Origin of the sequence: Pseudomonas sp. NFX224, from assembly GCF_048565165.1 — a bacterium.
Classification (GTDB): Bacteria; Pseudomonadota; Gammaproteobacteria; order Pseudomonadales; family Pseudomonadaceae; genus Aquipseudomonas.
On record NZ_CP183416.1, the window covers coordinates 5,118,110 to 5,137,201 of the forward strand.

Below are 19,092 nucleotides of genomic sequence, written 5' to 3' on the forward strand. Positions count from 1 at the left end.
GTATAAACTCCTCGCATTATTTTGCGAGGTGCCCCCTGATGAGCGAGCCGATCCGCCTGACCCAATACAGCCACGGCGCTGGCTGTGGCTGTAAGATTTCCCCCCAGGTACTGGAAGTGATTCTGGCCGGCAGCGGCGCGCAGAACCTGGACCCGAAACTGTGGGTCGGCAATGCCTCGCGCGATGATGCGGCGGTGTACGCCATCGATGAAGAACGTGGCGTGGTGTCGACCACGGATTTTTTCATGCCGATCGTCGACGATCCGTTCGATTTCGGCCGCATTGCCGCCACCAATGCCATCAGCGATATCTACGCCATGGGCGGCGATCCGTTGATGGCGATTGCGATCCTCGGCTGGCCGGTCAACGTACTGGCGCCGGAAGTTGCCAGGGAAGTGATTCGTGGTGGTCGTTCGGTGTGTGACGAGGCGGGTATTGCACTGGCCGGCGGCCACTCCATCGACGCGCCGGAACCCATCTTCGGCCTGGCCGTCACCGGCCTCGTGGAAAAGCGCCACATGAAGCGCAACGACACCGCCACCGCCGGTTGCCTGCTGTACCTGACCAAACCCTTGGGCATCGGCATCCTCACCACTGCCGAGAAGAAGGGCAAGTTGCGCACCGCCGATATCGGCCTGGCACGCGACTGGATGTGCACCCTGAACAAACCCGGCAGCCGCTTCGGCAAACTCGAAGGCGTGACCGCGATGACTGACGTCACCGGTTTCGGCCTGCTCGGGCATCTGGTGGAAATGGCCGACGGCAGCCACCTGACCGCGCGCATCGTATACGACCGGGTGCCACGTTTGCCGGGCGTCGAGTATTACCTCGAACAAGGCTGCGTTCCCGGCGGCACCTTGCGCAATTTCGACAGCTACGCCAGCAAACTCGGGCGCCTGCAGGAACTGCACAAACGCGTGCTGTGCGATCCGCAAACCAGCGGTGGCCTGTTGATCGCAGTCACCCCCGAAGGCAATGGCGAATTCCTCAAGGTCGCCGCCGAGTTGGGCCTGAACCTGGCGCCGATCGGCGAACTGGTTGAGCGACAGAGCAACGCGGTCGAGGTGTCTTGATGTCTGTCGACTACACCGATTACCGCGACATCTTCCTCAACGACCGGCCGATGATGGATGCCCGTGCGCCCGTCGAATTTGCCAAGGGCGCGTTTCCCGGTGTGATCAACCTGCCGCTGATGAACGATCACGAGCGGCAGCGGATTGGCACCTGCTACAAGCAACACGGCCAGCAAGCCGCCATCGAACTGGGTCATCAATGGGTGTCCGGCGCCATCAAGGCCGAACGCATCCAGGCCTGGGCGGATTTCGCCCGGGCGCATCCCGATGGGTATTTGTATTGTTTTCGTGGCGGTTTGCGTTCGCAGATCGTCCAGCGCTGGCTCAAGGACGAGGCGGGTATCGATTATCCGCGCGTCGGGGGCGGCTACAAGGCCATGCGTACGTTCCTGCTGGACACCGTCGACCAGGCCGTCACCCATTGCGATTTCGTTTTACTGGGCGGCATGACCGGCACCGGCAAAACCGAAGTGCTGACGCAATTGAACAACGGGCTGGACCTTGAGGGTTACGCCAACCATCGCGGCTCAAGCTTCGGCAAACGCGCCACCGGCCAACCGTCGAATATCGATTTCGAGAATCGCCTGGCCGTGGATCTGCTGAAAAAACGCGCCCATGGCCACGAACAATTCGTCCTGGAGGACGAGAGTCGCGCTATAGGCAGTTGTGCGCTGCCGCTGCCGCTGTATCAGGGCATGCAGCAATTTCCGATGGTCTGGCTCGAAGACAGCCTGCAAGGGCGAGTCGAGCGGATCCTGCGCGATTACGTGGTGGACTTGTGTGCCGAGTTCATCGCTGTGCATGGCGACGAAGGTTTTGCGCTGTTTTCCGAACGTTTGCTGGCGAGCCTGAACAATGTGCAGAAGCGTCTTGGCGGTGAGCGGCACCGGCGGATGCTGCTCTTGATGGAAGATGCATTGGCCGAGCAGGGGCGCAGCGGCGCGGTGGATTCGCACCGGGGCTGGATCGAAGGGTTGCTGGTCGAGTATTACGATCCGATGTACGTTTTTCAGCGGGAGAAGAAGGGCGCGCGGATCGAGTTTGTCGGGGAGCGGGGGGCAGTTATCGAGTACTTGCAGGAGCGGGTGAGTCAGCGAGGGTAAGGATGCTCATTCCGGCTTCATCGCTAGCAGCTAGCTGCTCCAACAGGGGATTTGTGTCTTTCACTGAACCTGTGTGGGAGCTAGCTGCCTGCTAGCGATGAAGCCAGCGCAGACACTGCAAAACTCAAGTCGGGCAAGTCTCCTGCCCGTTATCCAGCCCCTGCTTGTAGACATGGCTTTGCAGGCTGGCCTTGCCGTTGTGCCAGGTCAACGTCAGCACGTACAGCGAATCAAAGTCACTGGATTCCCAATCTTCGGTGATCTTCTGCTTCTTGCCGACAGCTTCCCCGGCGACCTTGTTGATCAGCTCCGGCAGATAGCCGTGGGACCAGGCGGTGTAGATCACCGAGTTGTGGTACTTGTCGTGGAGCAGTTCATCGGCCAGGTCGCTGGTGTCGTTGGCCGAGTATTTGATGTTCACCGGCAACCCGAGCTTGATCGCGCTGGGGCTGATGGTCATCAACGGGCGGATGTAGCTGTAGGAGTTGTCCAGCTCACCTTCCTCGACATTGCGCGTCGGGTTGGCGGCAAACACATAGTCGGCCTTGCCGAATTTATCCGGAAGCAACGTCGCCAGATCGATCGCCCGGTTCAGGCCCTGGCAGTTGAGCTGGCCCAGGCCACCGGCGGGTTTTTCGGCGTGGCGCAGGAACACCAGCGTCTGAGTGCCGTCCGCCGATTGGGCGCGGCTTTCGCGGGACTCGAGCAACATGAACAACGCGCCAGCTGCCAGCAGGGCGGGCAGGAATATATAGGCGCGATGTTTGACGCGATTGGCGAGTTTCAGAAAATTCTTCATTGAAAAAAGGGTTCTTCAGCGTATTGGGTTAAGGCTGACAAACCTTTACACCGCGACGTTTCCTGAGTCGGGTGTTTTCCATGTCGTGAAGCCGGTCCGTTTCAAAGGGGCAGTGCTCAGAGTCCTCTGAAGCCCATTGGTTCGATTCCGGCCGAGAGCGCAGCAATCTACCGGTAACCTTCAGCGAGTTGGAGTGAAGGTTATCGACAGGATGTTGCGGATTTATGGACACCCTACACGGAAGGCCCGAAAGCACACTGTGATCTGCATCGATCTCTACCATCAGCGTTATTGATGGCGCTAACGGTCTCAATCCGTGTGATCTCCATTATGATCGGCATTCTCAATTTTCTCGTGGATCCAACCCATGACCGATTTGTCTGCGTTCCCCATCACTCAAAAATGGCCGGCCCAGTATCCGGAGTGGATTCAGCTGTACTCCTTGCCGACCCCCAACGGCGTCAAGGTCTCGATCATGCTCGAAGAAATCGGCCTGCCTTATGAGCCGCATCGCGTTGGCTTCGACACCAATGATCAGATGTCCCCGGAGTTCCTGTCGTTGAACCCCAACAACAAGATCCCGGCCATCCTTGATCCCCACGGACCAAACGGCCAGCCGTTGGCGCTGTTCGAGTCTGGGGCGATCCTGATTTACCTGGCGGACAAGAGTGGGCAACTGCTGGCCCAGGAAGGGGCGACTCGCTACGAAACCCTCCAGTGGCTGATGTTCCAGATGGGCGGGATCGGTCCGATGTTCGGTCAACTCGGTTTCTTCAACAAATTCGCCGGCAAGGACTACGAAGACAAGCGTCCGCGTGACCGTTATGTCGAGGAAAGCCGGCGCCTGCTCAGTGTCCTCGATAAACGTCTGGAAGGGCGTGACTGGATCATGGGCGAACGCTACACCATCGCCGATATCGCGACGTTCCCGTGGATACGCAACCTGATCGGCTTTTATGAGGCCGGTGATCTGGTCGGCATCCAGAATTTCCCGAACGTCACCCGCGTACTTGAGAAATTCCTGGCGCGGCCAGCGGTGAAGCGCGGGTTGGAAATCCCGAAACCCGTCACCAACTGATCCCTGTAGGAGCGTGCCTCGCGAAAAACCTGAAAGCACCGCGAGCTGTCAGGCTGACAGCGTTATCGTTAACGATCATCGCGAGCAGGCTCGCTCCTACAATGGATTTTCAGTGAGTCAGGGACAGTTAAAAAACGGCCGAATCCCGTGATGACTGAAATACCGCTCAATCACCTTCGGATCGGAACTCGTCTCGGCAATCGCCACATAGGTATCGGGCCGCAACAGATAAAAGCCGTTGCGCCCCAGGCCTGCCGTTTCAAATGCCGGTCGCCAGTCGAATAGGTGGAGCGGCAAATGATGCTCGTTGCACCAGGCGATCATCTCGTCGCTGGTGTCGCCATACACATGCACCTGCCAGCCCGGACACTTCAGCGATTCGAAATTGTCGCCCTCGCCATCGTGCGCCCAGGGCAGGCGGTCGCCACCGTGGACGTGTCCGGCAACGCCCGTGCTCAATGGCATACCCCGGTAGTTCAGGGTGATTTGCGACACGGTGCGAAAGAGGAATTCGCGGGAGGTTTCAAACAAAGCCATTTTCGGAATCAGGAACGGCGCCAGGCGCGTGCGCAGCAGGTCGGCGATGCGGCCTTCGGCGGTGGCGAACGTGAAGACCCGGTCGGTGGTGACCACCAGCTTGCGGGCAAAGGCGATGCGCTCGGTTTCGTAGGTGGCGAGCAATTTGGCGTCGGCACCACCGCTCAATACGGCCGCGAGTTTCCAGGCCAGGTTAATTGCATCGCCAATCCCGGTATTCATGCCCTGGCCCCCGGCGGGGCTGTGCACATGGGCGGCGTCGCCCAGCAAAAACGCGCGACCGGTGCGGAAGTGATCCGCCACCCGATGATGCACGCGATAAGTCGAGAACCAGTTCACTTGCTCGACCTTCACCTTCATGTGCTCGATGGCCTGGCGGCTGACGTCTTCGAATCGCAGGGTTTCGGCGTGCTCGGCGCGTTCGTCTCGCACCGTGCCAATCAAGCGCGCACGGCCATGACCGTCTAACGGGAACACGGCGAGGAAATCCGCTTCATCGAGATCCAGGTGCAGTTCGCCGTTGGCCGTCGGCCCGCGGGTCTGCACGTCGGCAACATAGAAAATCTGCTGATAAGTGCCGCCGGGAAACCCGGTGTCGAGGGTTTTGCGCACGATTGAACGAGCGCCGTCGCAACCGGCCAGATAACAGGCCTGACAGGTTTCATGCTGGCCGTCGGGCAGGCGCAACGTGGCGGTGATGTCATCGCCGGTTTCCTCGAAACCGAGCAGCTCAGTGTCGCGCTCGACGGTGATGCCGAAGGTAGCGAGGCGTTCGATCAGCAGCCGTTCGTGTTCATCCTGGGGGAATATTTCGAGGAACGCGTAGGGCGTGAGGCCTTCGCCGATGTGGCTCAGCGGCAGGCGCGCGACAGCGTTGCCCTTGACCCAGAAATTGGCCGCCGCTACGCGGTGGCCTCTTTCGACGATCGCGTCGGCAAGGCCGAGCTGGCGATACAACTCCAGCGTCCGCGCCTGCACGGCCAACGCTCGGGACGTGGTTCCGGGTGTCGAGGTTTTGTCGAGAATCCGCACGCGGATTCCCAGTGTGCTCAGCCACAGTGCCAGTACCAGCCCGGTCGGCCCGGCGCCGATGATCAACACGTCGCTACGCTGCATGAGCCTGTCCTCCTTTCCGTGTGCAGCAAGTATGGTCCAGCCTTGCGGGGCGGCCAGATTGGCCGCCAAACGGAAATGAGCGACAGGCAATGCATTCAGCGATCAGAAGTCGATCGTGCCCGACAACTTCGCTGTCCGTGGTTCACCTTGGGTCAGGAAGCCGCCCTGGGCCGATTCCCAGTACGCCTTGTTGGCCACGTTCTCGACGTTGAAGCGCAAGGTCACGTCTTTTTCCTGGACCTTGAAGGCGTAACGCGCGCCGGCGTCGAAGCGGTTCCAGGTCGGCAGGCTGAGGTTGTTCGCCGCATCGGCGTACTGGCCGCCGGTACGCAACATCCGCCCGTTGAGGGCAACGCCTTGCAGGCCGGGGACATCCCAATCGACGCTGGCGTTGAACTGGAAGGTCGGTACGCCGATGGCGTGGTTGCCGTCGTTGAGGCCGTCCTGGGTTTTCTTCAGTTCGGTGTCCATGACCGTCACACCACTGAGCAAGCGCAGGCCTTCGAGCGGCTCACCGAAGATGTTGAGCTCCACACCTTTGTTCACCTGCTCACCGTCGTGAATGAACGCTGCCGTGGTGTCGTCGATGGCCTGGGTGTAGCCATCGGCCGGTTGCTCGATGCGATACACGCCGAGCGTGGCGCCATAGGTGCCCATGTCGACTTTCACGCCGGCTTCGATCTGTTTGGAACGCGCCGGTGAAAAGGCTTCGTTGCCGTTGACCACCACACGCGAGCCGGCAGTGGTCGGTGCAATCGGACCCTCAGCCAGGCCTTCGATGCGGTTGGCATAGAACGACACGTGTTCCCACGGCTTGAACACGATGCCGTAGACCGGGGTGGTGATCGACTTGTCATAGTTGGAGGTGCGCGGCCCGGAACCATAGGCGTAGTTCTGCACCACCAGTTGCTGGCGCCGCACGCCGACGGTCACCAATAACCGGTCATCCATGAAGCCCAGGGTGTCGGAAGCTGCGCCACTGCGGGCGAAGGTTTTGCCGGTGATGCCGGGATCATGCAAGTCGCCGCCGGAGAAGCCGGGCTGGGGCGCCGGCACGTCCACCGGGTGATAGATGTTGTTCGGGTATTGAGTCAGGTCAAAATCGAAGGCGTTGCGCTGTTGGGTCCAGACACCGGCCAGGCCAATGTTGAGTTGGTGGGTGACCGGGCCGGTGGCGAACCTGCCACGCAGGCCACCCATGGCGCTGGAGTTGTCCTCATCGTGGGGAATGAACGAGCCGGAGGTGGTGGAGCTGCCATCGTTACCGACCAGGGTGGTGCCGTCGTAGTTGCCGACCTCGCGGGTGTGCTTGGCGCCGGCAGCGACATAGGCCGTCCAGCTCTCGTTCAGGTCGTACTCGGCGCGCAGCATGCCGAAGGTGTCTTCGATCTGGCTGAAGCCCCACTTCTGCGCGTAGTTGGTGTCGGCCGATGGCGCATCCGGGATGTGCGTGGTGTTGCCCAGGTTCACCGAGCTGCGGCCCGCGTTGATGCGTTCCTTGGAATAGATGAAGTCGCCGGAAATGCGCAGGGCATCGCCGCGGTAGTCCAGGCCGATGGCGAACAGCTTGGAGCGCTGGTTTTCATCGTCGATGGCGGTGTCGCCTTCGCGCTGGGACAGGTTGATTCGTGCGCCAAAGCGGTTGTCTTCGCCAAAGCGCTGACCGACATCGATGTGCTCGCCGATGCGGCCGTCATCGCTGATGTCCATGGTGAAGCGTCGCAAGGGCGTGTCCGTGGCGCGCTTGGGTTGCACGTTGACGCCGCCGCCGATGCCGGAGCCGGACGGGGTCACGCCGTTGATGAAGGCGTTCGGGCCTTTGAACACTTCCACGCGCTCCAGGGCATCGGTGGAAATGATCTGCCGCGGCAGAATGCCGTACAGGCCATTGAAGGAAATATCGTCGCCGTTGAGCGGCAGGCCGCGGATCATGAAGGTCTGCGCCTGGTTGGAAAACCCGGAGGCCTGGCGCACCGACGAATCGTTGAGCAGCACATCACCGACGTTTTCCGCTTGCTGGTCGCGGATGAGTTCTTCGGTGTAGGCGGTCACGCTGAAGGGCACGTCCATGATGTCCTGGTTGCCCAGCACGCCCAGTTGCCCGCCCCGTGCGACTTGACCCCCGGCGTACACGGGAGGCAGATCCGGTGGCACCGGGGCGTCGGCATTGACGTTGACATCGCCCAGCACCAGCGGTTTTCCGTTGGTGGGTTCGGGCGTTGCCGCAAAGGCCGTCATGGACATTGAGCAGAGCAGGGCGAGTAGGGTCGGGCGAAAAGGAACGCAGGGGAGGGCTGGAGAAGTCATGGTCCGGTCCTGGGCGGCGCGCCGCCGATAGGTAAGTTGGAACGGCGCGGGTACTCCTTGCGCAAATGCGACTCCAGACACAAATGGTAGTCGTTACCAAATGTGTTGCACAAGCCGTTTGTCATTACCGATACGGTCTGTAGCAGCTGCCGAACGCAGCCTCGCAAGCTCGGCAGCTGCTACAAATGAACGGAGCCTCGCAAGCCATGGTCATAGCCAGCACCATGCGATCGGCCTTATCGTCGACCCGGCGCATCCAATAACCAGGAGCCACATGCACGCCCATCGATTGATCATGAGTCTCGCCGCGTTGCTGGTGCTCGCCGGTTGCAGCAGTCAACGGCCCCAGGAGCCACTGGCGCGCAAACCCGCCGAGGTCAAGGCCGAAATCGTGCGCCTGCTACCGGCGAAAACCGTCGATCGTCAGGGCTGGGCCACGGATATCTATGCGGCGTTTGCCGCGCAGAACATCGCGCCAACCACGCAAAACCTCTGCGCGGTACTGGCCGTCACCGAGCAGGAATCGACTTTTCAGGTTGATCCGACAGTGCCCGGCCTGGGCAAGATCGCCCGTGACGAAATCGACCGCCGGGCAGCCTCGGCGCACATTCCCGGCCTGTTGGTCAGCGGTGCACTGCGAGTCAGTTCGCCCAATGGCAAAACCTATAGCGACCGCTTGAATGCGGCGCGCAGTGAAAAGGATCTGAGCGCGATTTTTGATGATTTCATCGGCATGGTGCCCATGGGCAAGACGTTGTTCGCAGGCTTCAACCCGGTGCACACCGGCGGGCCGATGCAAGTCAGCATCGAGTTTGCCGAGCAACAGGCCAAGGATTATCCCTACCCGGTGGACGGTTCGATCCGCCGTGAAGTCTTTACCCGTCGCGGCGGCATGTACTTCGGCATCGCCCATTTGCTCGGGTATCAGGTGAGTTATCCGCAGCCGCTGTATCGCTTCGCCGATTTCAACGCCGGCTGGTACGCCAGCCGCAATGCCGCGTTCCAGAATGCCGTGAGTCGGGCTTCGGGCATCCCTCTGGCGCTGGATGGCGATCTGGTCCGCTACGGTTCGATCATGCCCGGCGCCACGGAACTGGCGGTCCGCACCCTCGGCAAGCAACTGGACATGCGTAATCCGACGATCAGGGATCAACTGGAGGAGGGCAACTCGCTGGCGTTCGAGAACAGCAAGCTCTATCAGCGGGTCTTTGCATTGGCGGAAAAGGCTGAAGGGCGGCCATTGCCCCGCGCGGTGCTGCCGGGGATCGTGCTGAAAAGCCCGAAAATAACCCGCAAACTCACCACGGCATGGTTTGCCAAACGGGTCGATGAGCGTTATCAGCGCTGCATGGCGCGCTGAACGGACCTGAAAAACAAGCATGAAAAACCCGGCTGATCAGGCCGGGCTTTTTGTTGGGTGTTGCGGTGAAGTAATTTTCTTAGGCGACGGCGTTGCCTTGCAGGCGGTCGGAGCCATCGGCAGCCACTTCGTTACCTTTCAAGCGATCCGAGCCATCGGCGGCGACGGTGTTGCCTTGCAGACGGTCCGAGCCATCAGCGGCGACTTCGTTACCTTTCAGACGATCCGAACCATCGGCAGCCACTTCGTTACCTTTCAGACGATCCGAACCATCGGCAGCGACGCGGTTTTCGATCAGGCGATCAGAACCGCCTTCAGCGACACGATTCTGGATCAGGCGATCCGAACCACCTTCCGCAACACGGCTTTCGATCAGACGATCCGCACCGCCTTCAGCGATGACAGGTTGAGCAGAAGTAGCGGCAAAAGCGTTAACTGCGAAAACCGAGAAAACGATGCTGAGGATGGTTTGGCGTTTCATGATCGTGTGCTCCGGGGTGTTATGGGTTGGTATGGAGCAGATGTTACGCCGCGGAATTTTTAAGAGAACTTCATTGACGTGATTGTGAACATCGACGGCATTGATAGAGCGAGCGACATACCTGTCGTGAGGCTGATGATGCCGCTCAGAGCACTTTCACCGCGCGACCGATGAACTGAATAGGCCCGGTCGGTTTGCCGATTGGCGAGCCATTGGGGTTTTCCAGGGTCAGTTCGAATAACTGGTTCGGTTCCAGCGGCGGCAACTTATCCAGCGGCACTGACAGTGTCTGGCCCGGTTTCACCAAACCGAGTGACACCGGCCCTTGCCAGCCTTCGCCTTTGGTCCAGAATTCCAGCGCCTTGTCTGCGGGTACTTCCACAATGCCCAACGGGATCAACTGGATTTCCCTCGGGTTGCTGGCCTGGATCACCCAGCCCGGCGCCTTGTCCTGCGGAGCGACCAGCACCACGAGGTACGTCGGTTTGACCGTGGTTTGCGTGATCAGCATCGTACCCAGCAACAGTGTCGCGGCCAGCCCGGCACCGGTAAGCCCGCGCCACAATGGCAAGCGGTTCCACCAGGACGACGCCGTTGGCTGGCGATTGAAGGCATTCAGGCTGCGTTCGATGCGCCGCCACAAATGTGTCGATGGGGTGTACGGCTCGGCCAGTTCGGTCAGGCCCAGCAACCGGCGCTCCCAAGTGTCTATCGCGGTGCGCAGCCCGATATCGCTGTGCAGGCGTCGATGAACTTCCGTTCGCCGTTCGGCCGACAGCGTACCCAGCACATATTCACTGGCCAGTTCATCGAGCGCTTCCGGGGTTTCGTCGGTGGGTCTGGTGATCATCCCATGCACTCCCGCAATGCCGTCAGGCTCCGCTTGATCCAGGCTTTGACGGTGCCCAGCGGCGTGCCAAGTTTGTGTGAGATCTGCGCGTGGGAATAACCGTCGACGTAGGCGTGCACAATGCAGCTGCGCCGCGCCGGTTCCAGTTGTTCCAGGCACAGATGGATGCGTGCCGAGTGTTCCTGTATTTCGAAGCTCTCTACATCGTCCGGCAGATCGACATCGCCTTGCACCTCGCGGCTGTGATCGCGCAGGTGGTTGAGTGCCAGATGCCGGGTCACGCTGAACATCCAGCCTCGAGCGGTACCCCGCGTCGGGTCAAAACGCCCGGAGCCGCTCCAGATCTTCAGGAACGCATCGTGGACGATGTCCTCGGCCAGTGCCGTATCGCGCACCAGACGCTTGGCGACCCCCAGCAGACGCGGGCTCTCTTGCACATACAAATCGTGCAGGGCCTGACGCTCGCCGCGAGCGCAGCGAGCCAGGTGCTGTTCGTAATCAAAAAACGGTTCGGGCAGGGACACTGTTCTCGGCCGGCAATGGGGTGAAATGTCGAATGCAATCTAGCAAACAAACGGCACTCCTGTAGGAGCCACTCGGCTCCCCCAGGAGGTCCAGTCGGATTCCGGGCCTCAACTGGCCGCCCAGAAAATGTAATCCGCCTGATACTTCACCACTTCCTGCTTGCCTTTATTGGCCGTCGTGCACTCGGTGCCCGGCGCGACGCCACCCTTGAGGGCAACACGCTGGATGTAACTGACGCCGCTCATGGCGCCTTTGCCTTCGGCCGGATTGACCTTGACCAATTGGTAGGGCAGGTTGCCCGGACTCGACGGTGCGACAGCCAATTGGGTGCCAGTGACTTTCGACCCGTCCTTGGCCTGCCAGGTGGCCGGTGGTCCGAAATAGGTGCCGACCTGCTTGCCGCTGCGATCATTGAGCACGGCTTTGGGGCCGACGAAGGTCCATTCGGTCTGGCCGGCTGCATTGGCCTTGTCACGGCATTCGTAGGTGATTTCGCCGACCCCGGTGGTTTCCATGGCGACCTTGTGCCCGTCCGGCACCTTGATGCTGTCGGGCAGGTCGGTCTGGGCGTAGGCCGCAGGGATGGCGGTGAACAATCCGACAAGGCAAATCAGCTGTTTGGCGTTCATCAAAAGCTCTCCGAAAGTGGGTACTGCGCTCGACAGCAACAGGGGCTGCTACAGGTACTACCCTTGGCAAAGCGTTTTGGATGCAGTGCGCCGAAGAATTTTTTCAACCGGGTCAGAGTCAGCTGCTAGAGAGCAACCCAAGGAGGTGTGTATGTACCAGCTCTATGGTCATCAGAATTCGGGCGCGGCGGCGATCGAGGCCGCACTGGAGCTGTGTGAGATTCCCTACCGTTTCATCGATGTCAAGTCGTCCCCGGAGGCCGCCCAGGCCCTGGAAAAGCTCAACCCGCTCAAGCAGATCCCCACGCTGCAACTGCCCGATGGCGGCATCCTCACCGAGAGCGCCGCGATCCTGATTCATCTCGGGATGACGTTTCCCCGCTCGAAGCTGTTGCCGTATGAGGCCGCCGAACGAGACCAGGTCATTCGCGGGCTGGTGTACATCGTCAGCAATTGTTATGCGGCCATTGGCATCATCGATTACCCCGAGCGCTGGCTGGTCAGGGCGGATGAGGCGTCGCGAGAAAACCTCATGGCTGGCGCCCGGCAGCGTCTTCACTGGAGTTGGGAAGTGTTTGCCGACCAGTTTTCCGCAGAGCTGTATCTGGGGGACGAAAAACCAGGCGCGCTGGATGTGCTGGCTGCGGTGATTACGCGATGGGCGGGGAGCCGGGAGCATTTGCGCAAGACCCGACCGGGGTTCTCGGCGTGGTTGGAACGCATTGATCGGCATCCGACACTGGCACCGATCTTCGCCCGGCATTGGCCTGCCTGAAGCGCGCCGCCGAACAAATGTGGGAGCGAGCCTGCTCGCTCCCACAGGGTTTTATTGTGTGTGGGAGCTATTCCCCGCGAATGTATTGCTCCAGCTGCCGAATCAATTCAGCCTGTTCGGCAATGGCTTCCTTGACCAGGTCGCCGATCGACAGCAGGCCGATCAATTTGCCGTTTTCCACCACCGGCAGGTGACGCAGGCGTCTGTCGGACATGATGCCCAGGCAGGTGTCGACGGTCTGGTGGGTGTCCACGGTGATCACCGGCGACACCATGATGTCGCGCACCGGCGTACCGACCGAAGAACGGCCATGCAGCACCAGTTTGCGCGCGTAGTCCCGTTCGCTGATGATGCCCAGCACTTGGTCGTTTTCCACCACCAGCAAGGCACCGACGTTCTTTTCGGCCATTTTCATCAGCGCTTCGAGCACCATGTGATCCGGTTTGATCTGGTGCACTTCCTGGTTTTTCTGATCTTTCAGCTTGAGCAGTTGCGCGACGGTTTTCATGGCGGTTTCCCGGGTGTTGTCGTTGTTATTGAAGAATCGTAGACGCGAGCGTTCAGGGCAAGGGCGAAAGCGGCAGATAACACTCAAAAAACGTCATTCGACGGTTTTTTCCCAAAATTCTTTAGCAGCTGCCGAGTCTGCGGGGCGGTGGGCGGCAACGTGATGTTCGGGGGCTATCGTCGGCGATCACGCGTAGAATCATCACCCTGAATCAAATCTGAGGTTTGCAGTGGTGGATTTACCCCAGGGCTTCGTCCTGACCCGGCATTGGCGCGATACCCCGGCGGGTACGGAAGTCGAGTTCTGGCTGGCGACCGACAATGGTCCGCAGCGTATCCGCCTGCCTCATCAGCCGTCGGTGGCGTTCATTGCGGCCGCGCAGCGTGAGCAGGCCGAGGCGCTGTTGCACGACGAGAAAAACGTCGAGCTCAGACCCCTGGCCCTGCTGGATTTCGAACATCGCCCGGTGCTCGGTTTGTATTGCCGGCAACACGGACAGTTGATGCGTCTGGAAACCGCGCTGCGCCGGGCCGGCGTTGAGGTGTACGAAGCGGACGTGCGCCCGCCGGAGCGCTACATGATGGAACGGTTCATCACTGCGCCGGTACGTTTTGGCGGCACGCCGGGGGCCGATGGCCTGCTGCTCGATGCACAGATGAAACCCGATCCCGATTATCGACCGAGCCTGAAACTGGTCTCGCTGGACATCGAAACCACCGCTCAGGGCGATTTGTATTCCATCGCCCTTGAAGGCTGCGGCGAGCGTCAGGTGTACATGCTCGGCCCGGCCAACGGCGACGACAGCGAGGTGGATTTCCAGCTCGAATACTGCGAATCGCGAACCCTGTTGCTGAAAAAACTCAACGACTGGTTCGCCCGGCATGACCCCGACGCCATCATTGGCTGGAACGTCGTACAGTTCGACCTGCGGGTGCTGCACGAACACGCCCGGCGCCTGGCGGTGCCGCTGAAACTGGGGCGCGCCGGCGAGGAAATGCAGTGGCGCGAACACGGCAGCGGCAACCATTACTTTGCCTCCGCCGCCGGCCGGCTGATCATCGACGGTATCGAAGCCCTGCGTTCGGCGACGTGGAGTTTCCCGTCATTCAGCCTGGAAAACGTCGCGCAAACCCTGCTGGGCGAAGGCAAGTCCATCGACAATCCGTACCAGCGCATGGACGAAATCAATCGCATGTTCGCCGAGGACAAACCGGCGCTGGCCAAATACAACCTCAAGGACTGCGAACTGGTCACGCGGATTTTCGCCAAGACCGAGTTGCTGACGTTCCTGCTGGAACGCGCCAGCGTCACCGGTTTGCCGGTGGACCGCATGGGCGGTTCGGTGGCGGCGTTCACCCATCTCTACATGCCGTTGATGCATCGCCAGGGCTTTGTCGCGCCGAACCTGGGCAGTAAGCCAGCGCAAGCCAGCCCCGGTGGTTTTGTCATGGACTCGCAACCGGGCCTGTACGAATCGGTGCTGGTGTTCGACTACAAAAGTCTCTATCCGTCGATCATCCGCACGTTCCTCATCGACCCGGTGGGGCTGATCGAAGGGCTCAAGCACCCTGACGATGCCGACTCGGTGCCGGGCTTTCGCGGAGCGCGGTTTTCCCGCACGCGGCATTGTTTGCCGGCCATCGTCTCGCGGGTCGCCGAGGGCCGGGAAACCGCCAAGCGCGAACACAATGCGCCGCTGTCGCAGGCGCTGAAGATCATCATGAACGCCTTCTACGGCGTGCTGGGTTCCAGCGGTTGCCGCTTTTTCGATACGCGCCTGGCGTCATCCATTACCTTGCGCGGTCACGAGATCATGCTGCGCACCCGCCAGTTGATCGAAGCCCAGGGCCACACGGTGATTTACGGCGACACTGACTCGACCTTCGTCTGGCTGCGCCGCGCCCACGGCCAACAGGAAGCCGCGCAGATCGGCCAAGCGCTGGTGGATCACGTCAATCAGTGGTGGCGGGAGCATGTGCGGGAGAAGTACGGCCTGGAGAGTGCGCTGGAATTGCAGTACGAAACACACTACAAGCGCTTCCTGATGCCGACCATTCGTGGGGCGGAGGAGGGCAGCAAGAAGCGTTATGCCGGACTGGTCACCCGTGCTGATGGCACCGACGAGATGGTCTACAAAGGCCTGGAAACCGTGCGCACCGACTGGTCGCTGCTGGCCCGGCAGTTCCAGCAAGAGCTGTATTCAATGATCTTCCACCGCAAGCCGTATCAGGACTACGTGCGCGATTACGTGCGCAAGACCCTGGCCGGCGAGTTCGACGATCGCCTGATCTACCGCAAGCGCCTGCGTCGCACCCTCGACGACTATCAGCGCAACGTGCCGCCGCATGTACGGGCAGCGCGCATCGCCGACGAATACAACGACCGGCAGGGCCGCCCAAGGCAGTACCAGAACGGTGGCTGGATCAGTTACGTGATCACCGTCGCCGGCCCCGAGCCGCTGGAAATCCGCAGCGCGCCCATCGATTACGATCACTACATCAGCAAACAGCTGCAACCGGTGGCGGACGCGATCCTGCCGTTTGTCGATGACGATTTCTCAACCCTGATTGGTGGGCAACTGGGCTTGTTTTGAGTCCATCAGCGACAACGTCCAATCATCGAGGATGCCGTGGAAGTACTGGTTCAAGGCCTGGTGGAAGGGACTGTCGGCGGCGGCGACCTGGGCGAACAGGGTCATCGATGAATGAAATTTCAGGTCATCGGGATGGCCGAAAATGGCCGCCACCGAACGTTGTTCGATGTTCAGCACTTCCTGGGTGCACGTGCGCAACCGGGCACCCAGCAGGGGGTGATCGAGGTAGGCCTGCGCTTCTTCCCGGGAGCGGATTGCGTAGTGTCGGGACATTTCGCTGCCGCCCAGCCCGGAAAATTGCGGAAAGACGAACCACATCCAGTGGCTGCGTTTGTGGCCGGCATTCAATTCGGCCTGGACCCGGTCGAACACTGGGTCTTGCGCCTGGATAAAGCGTTGCAGGTTGAAGTCGTCCGGTTGATCGGTGCTTCTCATGTCGAAGCCCTCTGACAGCGCAATGGCTCAGACCATGGCCAGTCGCTGCTTGCGTTTGGGCGCGTGAAACGCTTGGTCCAGCGCCTCCAGATCCCCAGTCTCCAGTTTCAACTGCGCTGCTTGCGCATTGAGTCGTACGTGTTCGGGGCGGACCGCCTTGGGGATGGCGATCACTCCGTCCTGGCGCAGCAGCCATGCCAGCGATACCTGGGCGGGCGTCACGCCGTGGCGAGCCGCCACTTGTTTGAGCGTAGCGTTGCCGAGCATCTTGCCACCCTGGCCGATCGGGCAGTAGGCCATGACCGGCATCTGGTGCTGCTGGCACCAGGGTAATAGATCAAATTCTATGCCACGTTCTGCCAGGTTGTAGAGCACCTGATTGGTGGCGCAGGAAGGGGCGTTCAGTTCCTGCAGATCATCGACATCGAAATTGGACACGCCCCAGCGGCCGATCTTGCCGGTTTCGCGCAGGCGTTCGAAGGCTTCGACGGTTTCTTCTAATGGATACTGGCCGCGCCAGTGCAGTAGATACAGGTCAATGTGGTCGGTCTTGAGCCTTTCCAGACTGCGCTCGCAGGCTTGGGGTATGCCTTGGCGGCTGGCGTTGTGTGGGTAGACCTTGCTGACGAGGAAGACGTTGTCGCGCTGACCGGCGATGGCTTGCGCCACGATTTGCTCGGCGCCGCCTTCGGCGTACATTTCGGCGGTGTCGATCAGGGTCATGCCCAGTTCGATGCCCTGACGCAGGGCGGCGACTTCTTCTTTTTGGCGGGAGTGGTCTTCGCCCATCTGCCAGGTGCCCTGGCCAATGACCGGGACTTGGGTGCCGGCCAGTTGTAGCGTACGCATACCTGTTTCCTTTTTTGCTGCTTTACTGTGGTTGGCATCAGGATAGCGGGTGGGTTCCTTTGGTCGAGGACGTATCCGTTATTGCTTGCGTACGCAAGCAGCCGGAATGCCGGTGATCGATTGTTCACCCCCGCCACTGCACTTTTTCAACTTGACCGGCTCTATCCATTGCCGTTGCGGCGAATCCCGCCGCACAGGAATGTGCCAGTCCAATCCCTTATGGTTCGAGTGTTGCCCTTTAACCTTGTCCGCGTTCGCCTGTTGGCCGGTCTGTTGCTGCTCTGCGCCAGCGGCTGCAGCCATCAGCCAGGCAATGACCTTTTCACCCAGATCCGCGAAGGAAAACCCCAGGAATTCCTGCAAACGAGCGTCGACCGCATGGCCACGCTGACCATGCGTGACAACCTCGACAGCCTTTATCTGCTGATGAGCAAGCTCTACCTGCGCAACCCCGATGAATTGAAAAAATCCGGCTTCCTCGACGCCCGCACCGCTGGCAAGCAAGTACGTATGGCGATTGAACAGCAACAGCCATTGCCCACCCTGGGCGGAAAAAAAGACCTGGCAGCGTTGCGTTTCGCCATGAGTCCGGAGTTTCTCGGCGACCGGGTCGGGGCGTTTATTTATGCCATCGGCAGCATGCTGGTCACCGCCCACGGCAATCGCCTGGAGTTCTACATGACGGACGCGATCAACCCGACGTTCGTCAGCAACGCCGCGCGCAACATCGAAATCGCCACCTGGATCTTGAGCCAGCGTCAGAACAAGGACGGCCAGCCGATGCTGTTCTCCAACGAAATTTCGGAGGAGGGGAGCAACCTGAGTTTTGCCGTGGAGTTCGGCAAGATCGTTGCGCGGCTGGACCTGCTGACCCAGATGCTCGATGAGCGCTACCGGCGAATCGGTTTGAATTATGCGCAGAGCCTGCTGTTTCTGAATTTCCTCCCCGTACAGTGAAAGCACCATTACAGGTGGGAAATGCGCTAGGGCATAAAGATAGATCGTAACGATATAACTGGTTATAAGAAAAATCGCTATGCTGCGGGCCAGATTTTCCCTGCGGTCTATGTGGACGTATCAATGGATTTAGTGAACATCGGGTTGGTCGTAGCCGGGCTGGTCGTCGGCTTCATCGTCGGCATGACGGGCGTGGGTGGCGGGTCGTTGATGACGCCGATCCTGCTGTGGTTCGGCATCAACCCGGCGACGGCAGTCGGCACCGATTTGCTGTACGCGGCCATCACCAAATCCAGTGGCGTGCTGGTTCACAGGAAGAACAACAACATCGACTGGAAGATCACCGGGTGGCTGACCCTCGGCAGTGTGCCGGCGGTGATGCTGACACTGTGGTTCCTCAGCACTTTGCATTCCAGCCCCGACGCGATGAACGCGATCATCAAGCAAGCCCTGGGCTTCGTGTTGTTTGCCACGGCGCTGGCCATTCTGTTCAAGAAGCGTCTGCTCGATTTCGCCCACAAACGCGCAGGCGGCAATTACAACCCAAGCGGCCCACGCCTCAATGCCCTGACCGTCGTCACCGGTCTGGTCCTGGGCGCCATGGTTGCGTTGACGTCCATCGGCGCTGGTGCCCTGGGCACTGTCGCGTTGTTCATCCTTTATCCGCTATTGCCGACCCGCCGCCTGGTCGGCACGGAAATCGCGCACGCCGTGCCGCTGACGCTGGTCGCCGGTCTGGGTCATGCGAGCATGGGCAACATGGATTGGCACGTGCTGGGTTACTTGCTGGTCGGTTCGCTGCCGGGGATTTACCTGGGCAGTCACCTGACCGGACGCATCTCCGATGAAGTGCTGCGTCCTTGCCTGGCGACGATGCTGGTACTGATCGGCTACAAACTGGCGTTCTGATTCAACCTGGCGCCAGCCTCATTCGCGGGTGAGTATTTCCAGCAGATGCCCGTCCAGGTCATCGAAATACACCCGCCGTCCCCTCGCATGAGCATTGATTCCATTGGCCGCTATCCCTTTTCAGGTAGCGCTTTGTAATGGTTTCAGATCCATTCGGCCTGTTGCGCATTGACCGCGCTGACCTAAGCTTGGGGCAAGGCGAACCACA

The 19,092-nt window shown here is 60.3% G+C and carries 18 protein-coding genes; 8 read left to right on the plus strand and 10 right to left on the minus strand.

Annotation, left to right across the window (positions count from 1 at the left end):
* The first annotated feature begins 38 nt into the window (after positions 1-38).
* Both selD and mnmH read left to right on the plus strand, forming a co-directional pair.
* Entirely contained in the window at positions 39-1,073 is a 1,035-nt protein-coding gene (selD, locus tag ACNYC6_RS23325) for a selenide, water dikinase SelD (protein ID WP_419709351.1), read from the plus strand.
* Positions 1,073-2,176: a tRNA 2-selenouridine(34) synthase MnmH gene (mnmH, locus tag ACNYC6_RS23330; protein ID WP_419709352.1), complete on the plus strand. Its 1,104-nt coding sequence runs from the start codon at positions 1,073-1,075 to the stop codon at positions 2,174-2,176. The genes selD and mnmH overlap by 1 nt, the downstream gene beginning before the upstream one ends.
* A 124-nt stretch (positions 2,177-2,300) precedes the next feature.
* On the opposite strand, the gene ACNYC6_RS23335 is transcribed toward mnmH, so the two are convergent.
* Positions 2,301-2,975, minus strand: a complete 675-nt coding sequence (locus ACNYC6_RS23335; RefSeq protein WP_419709353.1) for a histidine phosphatase family protein — start codon at positions 2,973-2,975, stop codon at positions 2,301-2,303.
* 367 nt (positions 2,976-3,342) lie between these two features.
* Here ACNYC6_RS23335 and ACNYC6_RS23340 point away from each other — a divergent pair, with 367 nt between their 5' ends.
* Complete coding sequence (locus tag ACNYC6_RS23340; protein ID WP_419709354.1) at positions 3,343-4,053, plus strand: glutathione binding-like protein; 711 nt, start codon at positions 3,343-3,345, stop codon at positions 4,051-4,053.
* Positions 4,054-4,170: 117 nt separating this feature from the next.
* On the opposite strand, the gene ACNYC6_RS23345 is transcribed toward ACNYC6_RS23340, so the two are convergent.
* A complete protein-coding gene (locus tag ACNYC6_RS23345) occupies positions 4,171-5,706 on the minus strand; it encodes an FAD-dependent monooxygenase (protein ID WP_419709355.1) in 1,536 nt (511 codons plus the stop codon).
* Between the two features lie 102 nt (positions 5,707-5,808).
* Entirely contained in the window at positions 5,809-8,013 is a 2,205-nt protein-coding gene (locus ACNYC6_RS23350) for a TonB-dependent receptor (protein WP_419709356.1), read from the minus strand.
* Between the two features lie 274 nt (positions 8,014-8,287).
* Here ACNYC6_RS23350 and ACNYC6_RS23355 point away from each other — a divergent pair, with 274 nt between their 5' ends.
* Positions 8,288-9,373, plus strand: coding sequence for a DUF1615 domain-containing protein (locus tag ACNYC6_RS23355; protein ID WP_419709357.1), 1,086 nt, complete (start codon positions 8,288-8,290; stop codon positions 9,371-9,373).
* 79 nt (positions 9,374-9,452) lie between these two features.
* On the opposite strand, the gene ACNYC6_RS23360 is transcribed toward ACNYC6_RS23355, so the two are convergent.
* The 4 genes from ACNYC6_RS23360 to ACNYC6_RS23375 form a co-directional block, all read right to left on the minus strand.
* Positions 9,453-9,854, minus strand: coding sequence for a hypothetical protein (locus tag ACNYC6_RS23360; RefSeq protein ID WP_419709358.1), 402 nt, complete (start codon positions 9,852-9,854; stop codon positions 9,453-9,455).
* A 145-nt stretch (positions 9,855-9,999) separates the two neighbouring features.
* The gene (locus ACNYC6_RS23365) at positions 10,000-10,704 is read right to left on the minus strand and encodes an anti-sigma factor (RefSeq protein WP_419709359.1); all 705 of its coding nucleotides are present in this window, start codon (positions 10,702-10,704) and stop codon (positions 10,000-10,002) included.
* Positions 10,701-11,228: a sigma-70 family RNA polymerase sigma factor gene (locus ACNYC6_RS23370; protein ID WP_419709360.1), complete on the minus strand. Its 528-nt coding sequence runs from the start codon at positions 11,226-11,228 to the stop codon at positions 10,701-10,703. Before ACNYC6_RS23370 ends, ACNYC6_RS23365 begins: the two co-directional genes overlap by 4 nt.
* A gap of 108 nt (positions 11,229-11,336) precedes the next feature.
* Entirely contained in the window at positions 11,337-11,858 is a 522-nt protein-coding gene (locus tag ACNYC6_RS23375; protein WP_419709361.1) for a DUF3455 domain-containing protein, read from the minus strand.
* A gap of 151 nt (positions 11,859-12,009) precedes the next feature.
* Between ACNYC6_RS23375 and ACNYC6_RS23380 the strand changes: the two genes are divergently transcribed.
* On the plus strand, positions 12,010-12,633 hold the full coding sequence (locus ACNYC6_RS23380; RefSeq protein ID WP_419709362.1) for a glutathione S-transferase N-terminal domain-containing protein: 624 nt from the start codon (positions 12,010-12,012) through the stop codon (positions 12,631-12,633).
* Between the two features lie 67 nt (positions 12,634-12,700).
* Here the strand turns inward: ACNYC6_RS23380 and ACNYC6_RS23385 are convergent, their stop codons facing one another.
* Positions 12,701-13,141: a CBS domain-containing protein gene (locus ACNYC6_RS23385; protein WP_084323695.1), complete on the minus strand. Its 441-nt coding sequence runs from the start codon at positions 13,139-13,141 to the stop codon at positions 12,701-12,703.
* Positions 13,142-13,373: 232 nt separating this feature from the next.
* Here ACNYC6_RS23385 and ACNYC6_RS23390 point away from each other — a divergent pair, with 232 nt between their 5' ends.
* Positions 13,374-15,734 (plus strand): DNA polymerase II, encoded by a 2,361-nt coding sequence (locus tag ACNYC6_RS23390; protein WP_419709363.1) that lies wholly within the window; start codon positions 13,374-13,376, stop codon positions 15,732-15,734.
* Here the strand turns inward: ACNYC6_RS23390 and ACNYC6_RS23395 are convergent.
* A complete protein-coding gene (locus ACNYC6_RS23395; protein ID WP_419709364.1) occupies positions 15,699-16,169 on the minus strand; it encodes a DUF1810 domain-containing protein in 471 nt (156 codons plus the stop codon). The two genes, ACNYC6_RS23390 and ACNYC6_RS23395, sit on opposite strands and share 36 nt — an antisense overlap.
* Positions 16,170-16,196: 27 nt before the next feature.
* A complete protein-coding gene (locus tag ACNYC6_RS23400) occupies positions 16,197-17,018 on the minus strand; it encodes an aldo/keto reductase (RefSeq protein ID WP_419709365.1) in 822 nt (273 codons plus the stop codon).
* A 219-nt stretch (positions 17,019-17,237) separates the two neighbouring features.
* Here ACNYC6_RS23400 and ACNYC6_RS23405 point away from each other — a divergent pair, with 219 nt between their 5' ends.
* A complete protein-coding gene (locus tag ACNYC6_RS23405) occupies positions 17,238-17,975 on the plus strand; it encodes a hypothetical protein (RefSeq protein ID WP_338581996.1) in 738 nt (245 codons plus the stop codon).
* Between the two features lie 123 nt (positions 17,976-18,098).
* Positions 18,099-18,884: a sulfite exporter TauE/SafE family protein gene (locus tag ACNYC6_RS23410; protein WP_419709366.1), complete on the plus strand. Its 786-nt coding sequence runs from the start codon at positions 18,099-18,101 to the stop codon at positions 18,882-18,884.
* Positions 18,885-19,092: the final 208 nt, after the last annotated feature.

What these genes read in the sequence shown, in the direction of transcription:
- selD (WP_419709351.1), top strand. Translation starts at nt 39, where the DNA reads ATGAGCGAGCCGATCCGCCTGACCCAATACAGCCACGGCGCTGGCTGT.
- mnmH (WP_419709352.1), top strand. Translation starts at nt 1,073, where the DNA reads ATGTCTGTCGACTACACCGATTACCGCGACATCTTCCTCAACGACCGG.
- ACNYC6_RS23335 (WP_419709353.1), bottom strand. Translation starts at nt 2,975, where the DNA reads ATGAAGAATTTTCTGAAACTCGCCAATCGCGTCAAACATCGCGCCTAT.
- ACNYC6_RS23340 (WP_419709354.1), top strand. Translation starts at nt 3,343, where the DNA reads ATGACCGATTTGTCTGCGTTCCCCATCACTCAAAAATGGCCGGCCCAG.
- ACNYC6_RS23345 (WP_419709355.1), bottom strand. Translation starts at nt 5,706, where the DNA reads ATGCAGCGTAGCGACGTGTTGATCATCGGCGCCGGGCCGACCGGGCTG.
- ACNYC6_RS23350 (WP_419709356.1), bottom strand. Translation starts at nt 8,013, where the DNA reads ATGACTTCTCCAGCCCTCCCCTGCGTTCCTTTTCGCCCGACCCTACTC.
- ACNYC6_RS23355 (WP_419709357.1), top strand. Translation starts at nt 8,288, where the DNA reads ATGCACGCCCATCGATTGATCATGAGTCTCGCCGCGTTGCTGGTGCTC.
- ACNYC6_RS23360 (WP_419709358.1), bottom strand. Translation starts at nt 9,854, where the DNA reads ATGAAACGCCAAACCATCCTCAGCATCGTTTTCTCGGTTTTCGCAGTT.
- ACNYC6_RS23365 (WP_419709359.1), bottom strand. Translation starts at nt 10,704, where the DNA reads ATGATCACCAGACCCACCGACGAAACCCCGGAAGCGCTCGATGAACTG.
- ACNYC6_RS23375 (WP_419709361.1), bottom strand. Translation starts at nt 11,858, where the DNA reads ATGAACGCCAAACAGCTGATTTGCCTTGTCGGATTGTTCACCGCCATC.
- ACNYC6_RS23380 (WP_419709362.1), top strand. Translation starts at nt 12,010, where the DNA reads ATGTACCAGCTCTATGGTCATCAGAATTCGGGCGCGGCGGCGATCGAG.
- ACNYC6_RS23385 (WP_084323695.1), bottom strand. Translation starts at nt 13,141, where the DNA reads ATGAAAACCGTCGCGCAACTGCTCAAGCTGAAAGATCAGAAAAACCAG.
- ACNYC6_RS23395 (WP_419709364.1), bottom strand. Translation starts at nt 16,169, where the DNA reads ATGAGAAGCACCGATCAACCGGACGACTTCAACCTGCAACGCTTTATC.
- ACNYC6_RS23400 (WP_419709365.1), bottom strand. Translation starts at nt 17,018, where the DNA reads ATGCGTACGCTACAACTGGCCGGCACCCAAGTCCCGGTCATTGGCCAG.
- ACNYC6_RS23405 (WP_338581996.1), top strand. Translation starts at nt 17,238, where the DNA reads ATGGTTCGAGTGTTGCCCTTTAACCTTGTCCGCGTTCGCCTGTTGGCC.
- ACNYC6_RS23410 (WP_419709366.1), top strand. Translation starts at nt 18,099, where the DNA reads ATGGATTTAGTGAACATCGGGTTGGTCGTAGCCGGGCTGGTCGTCGGC.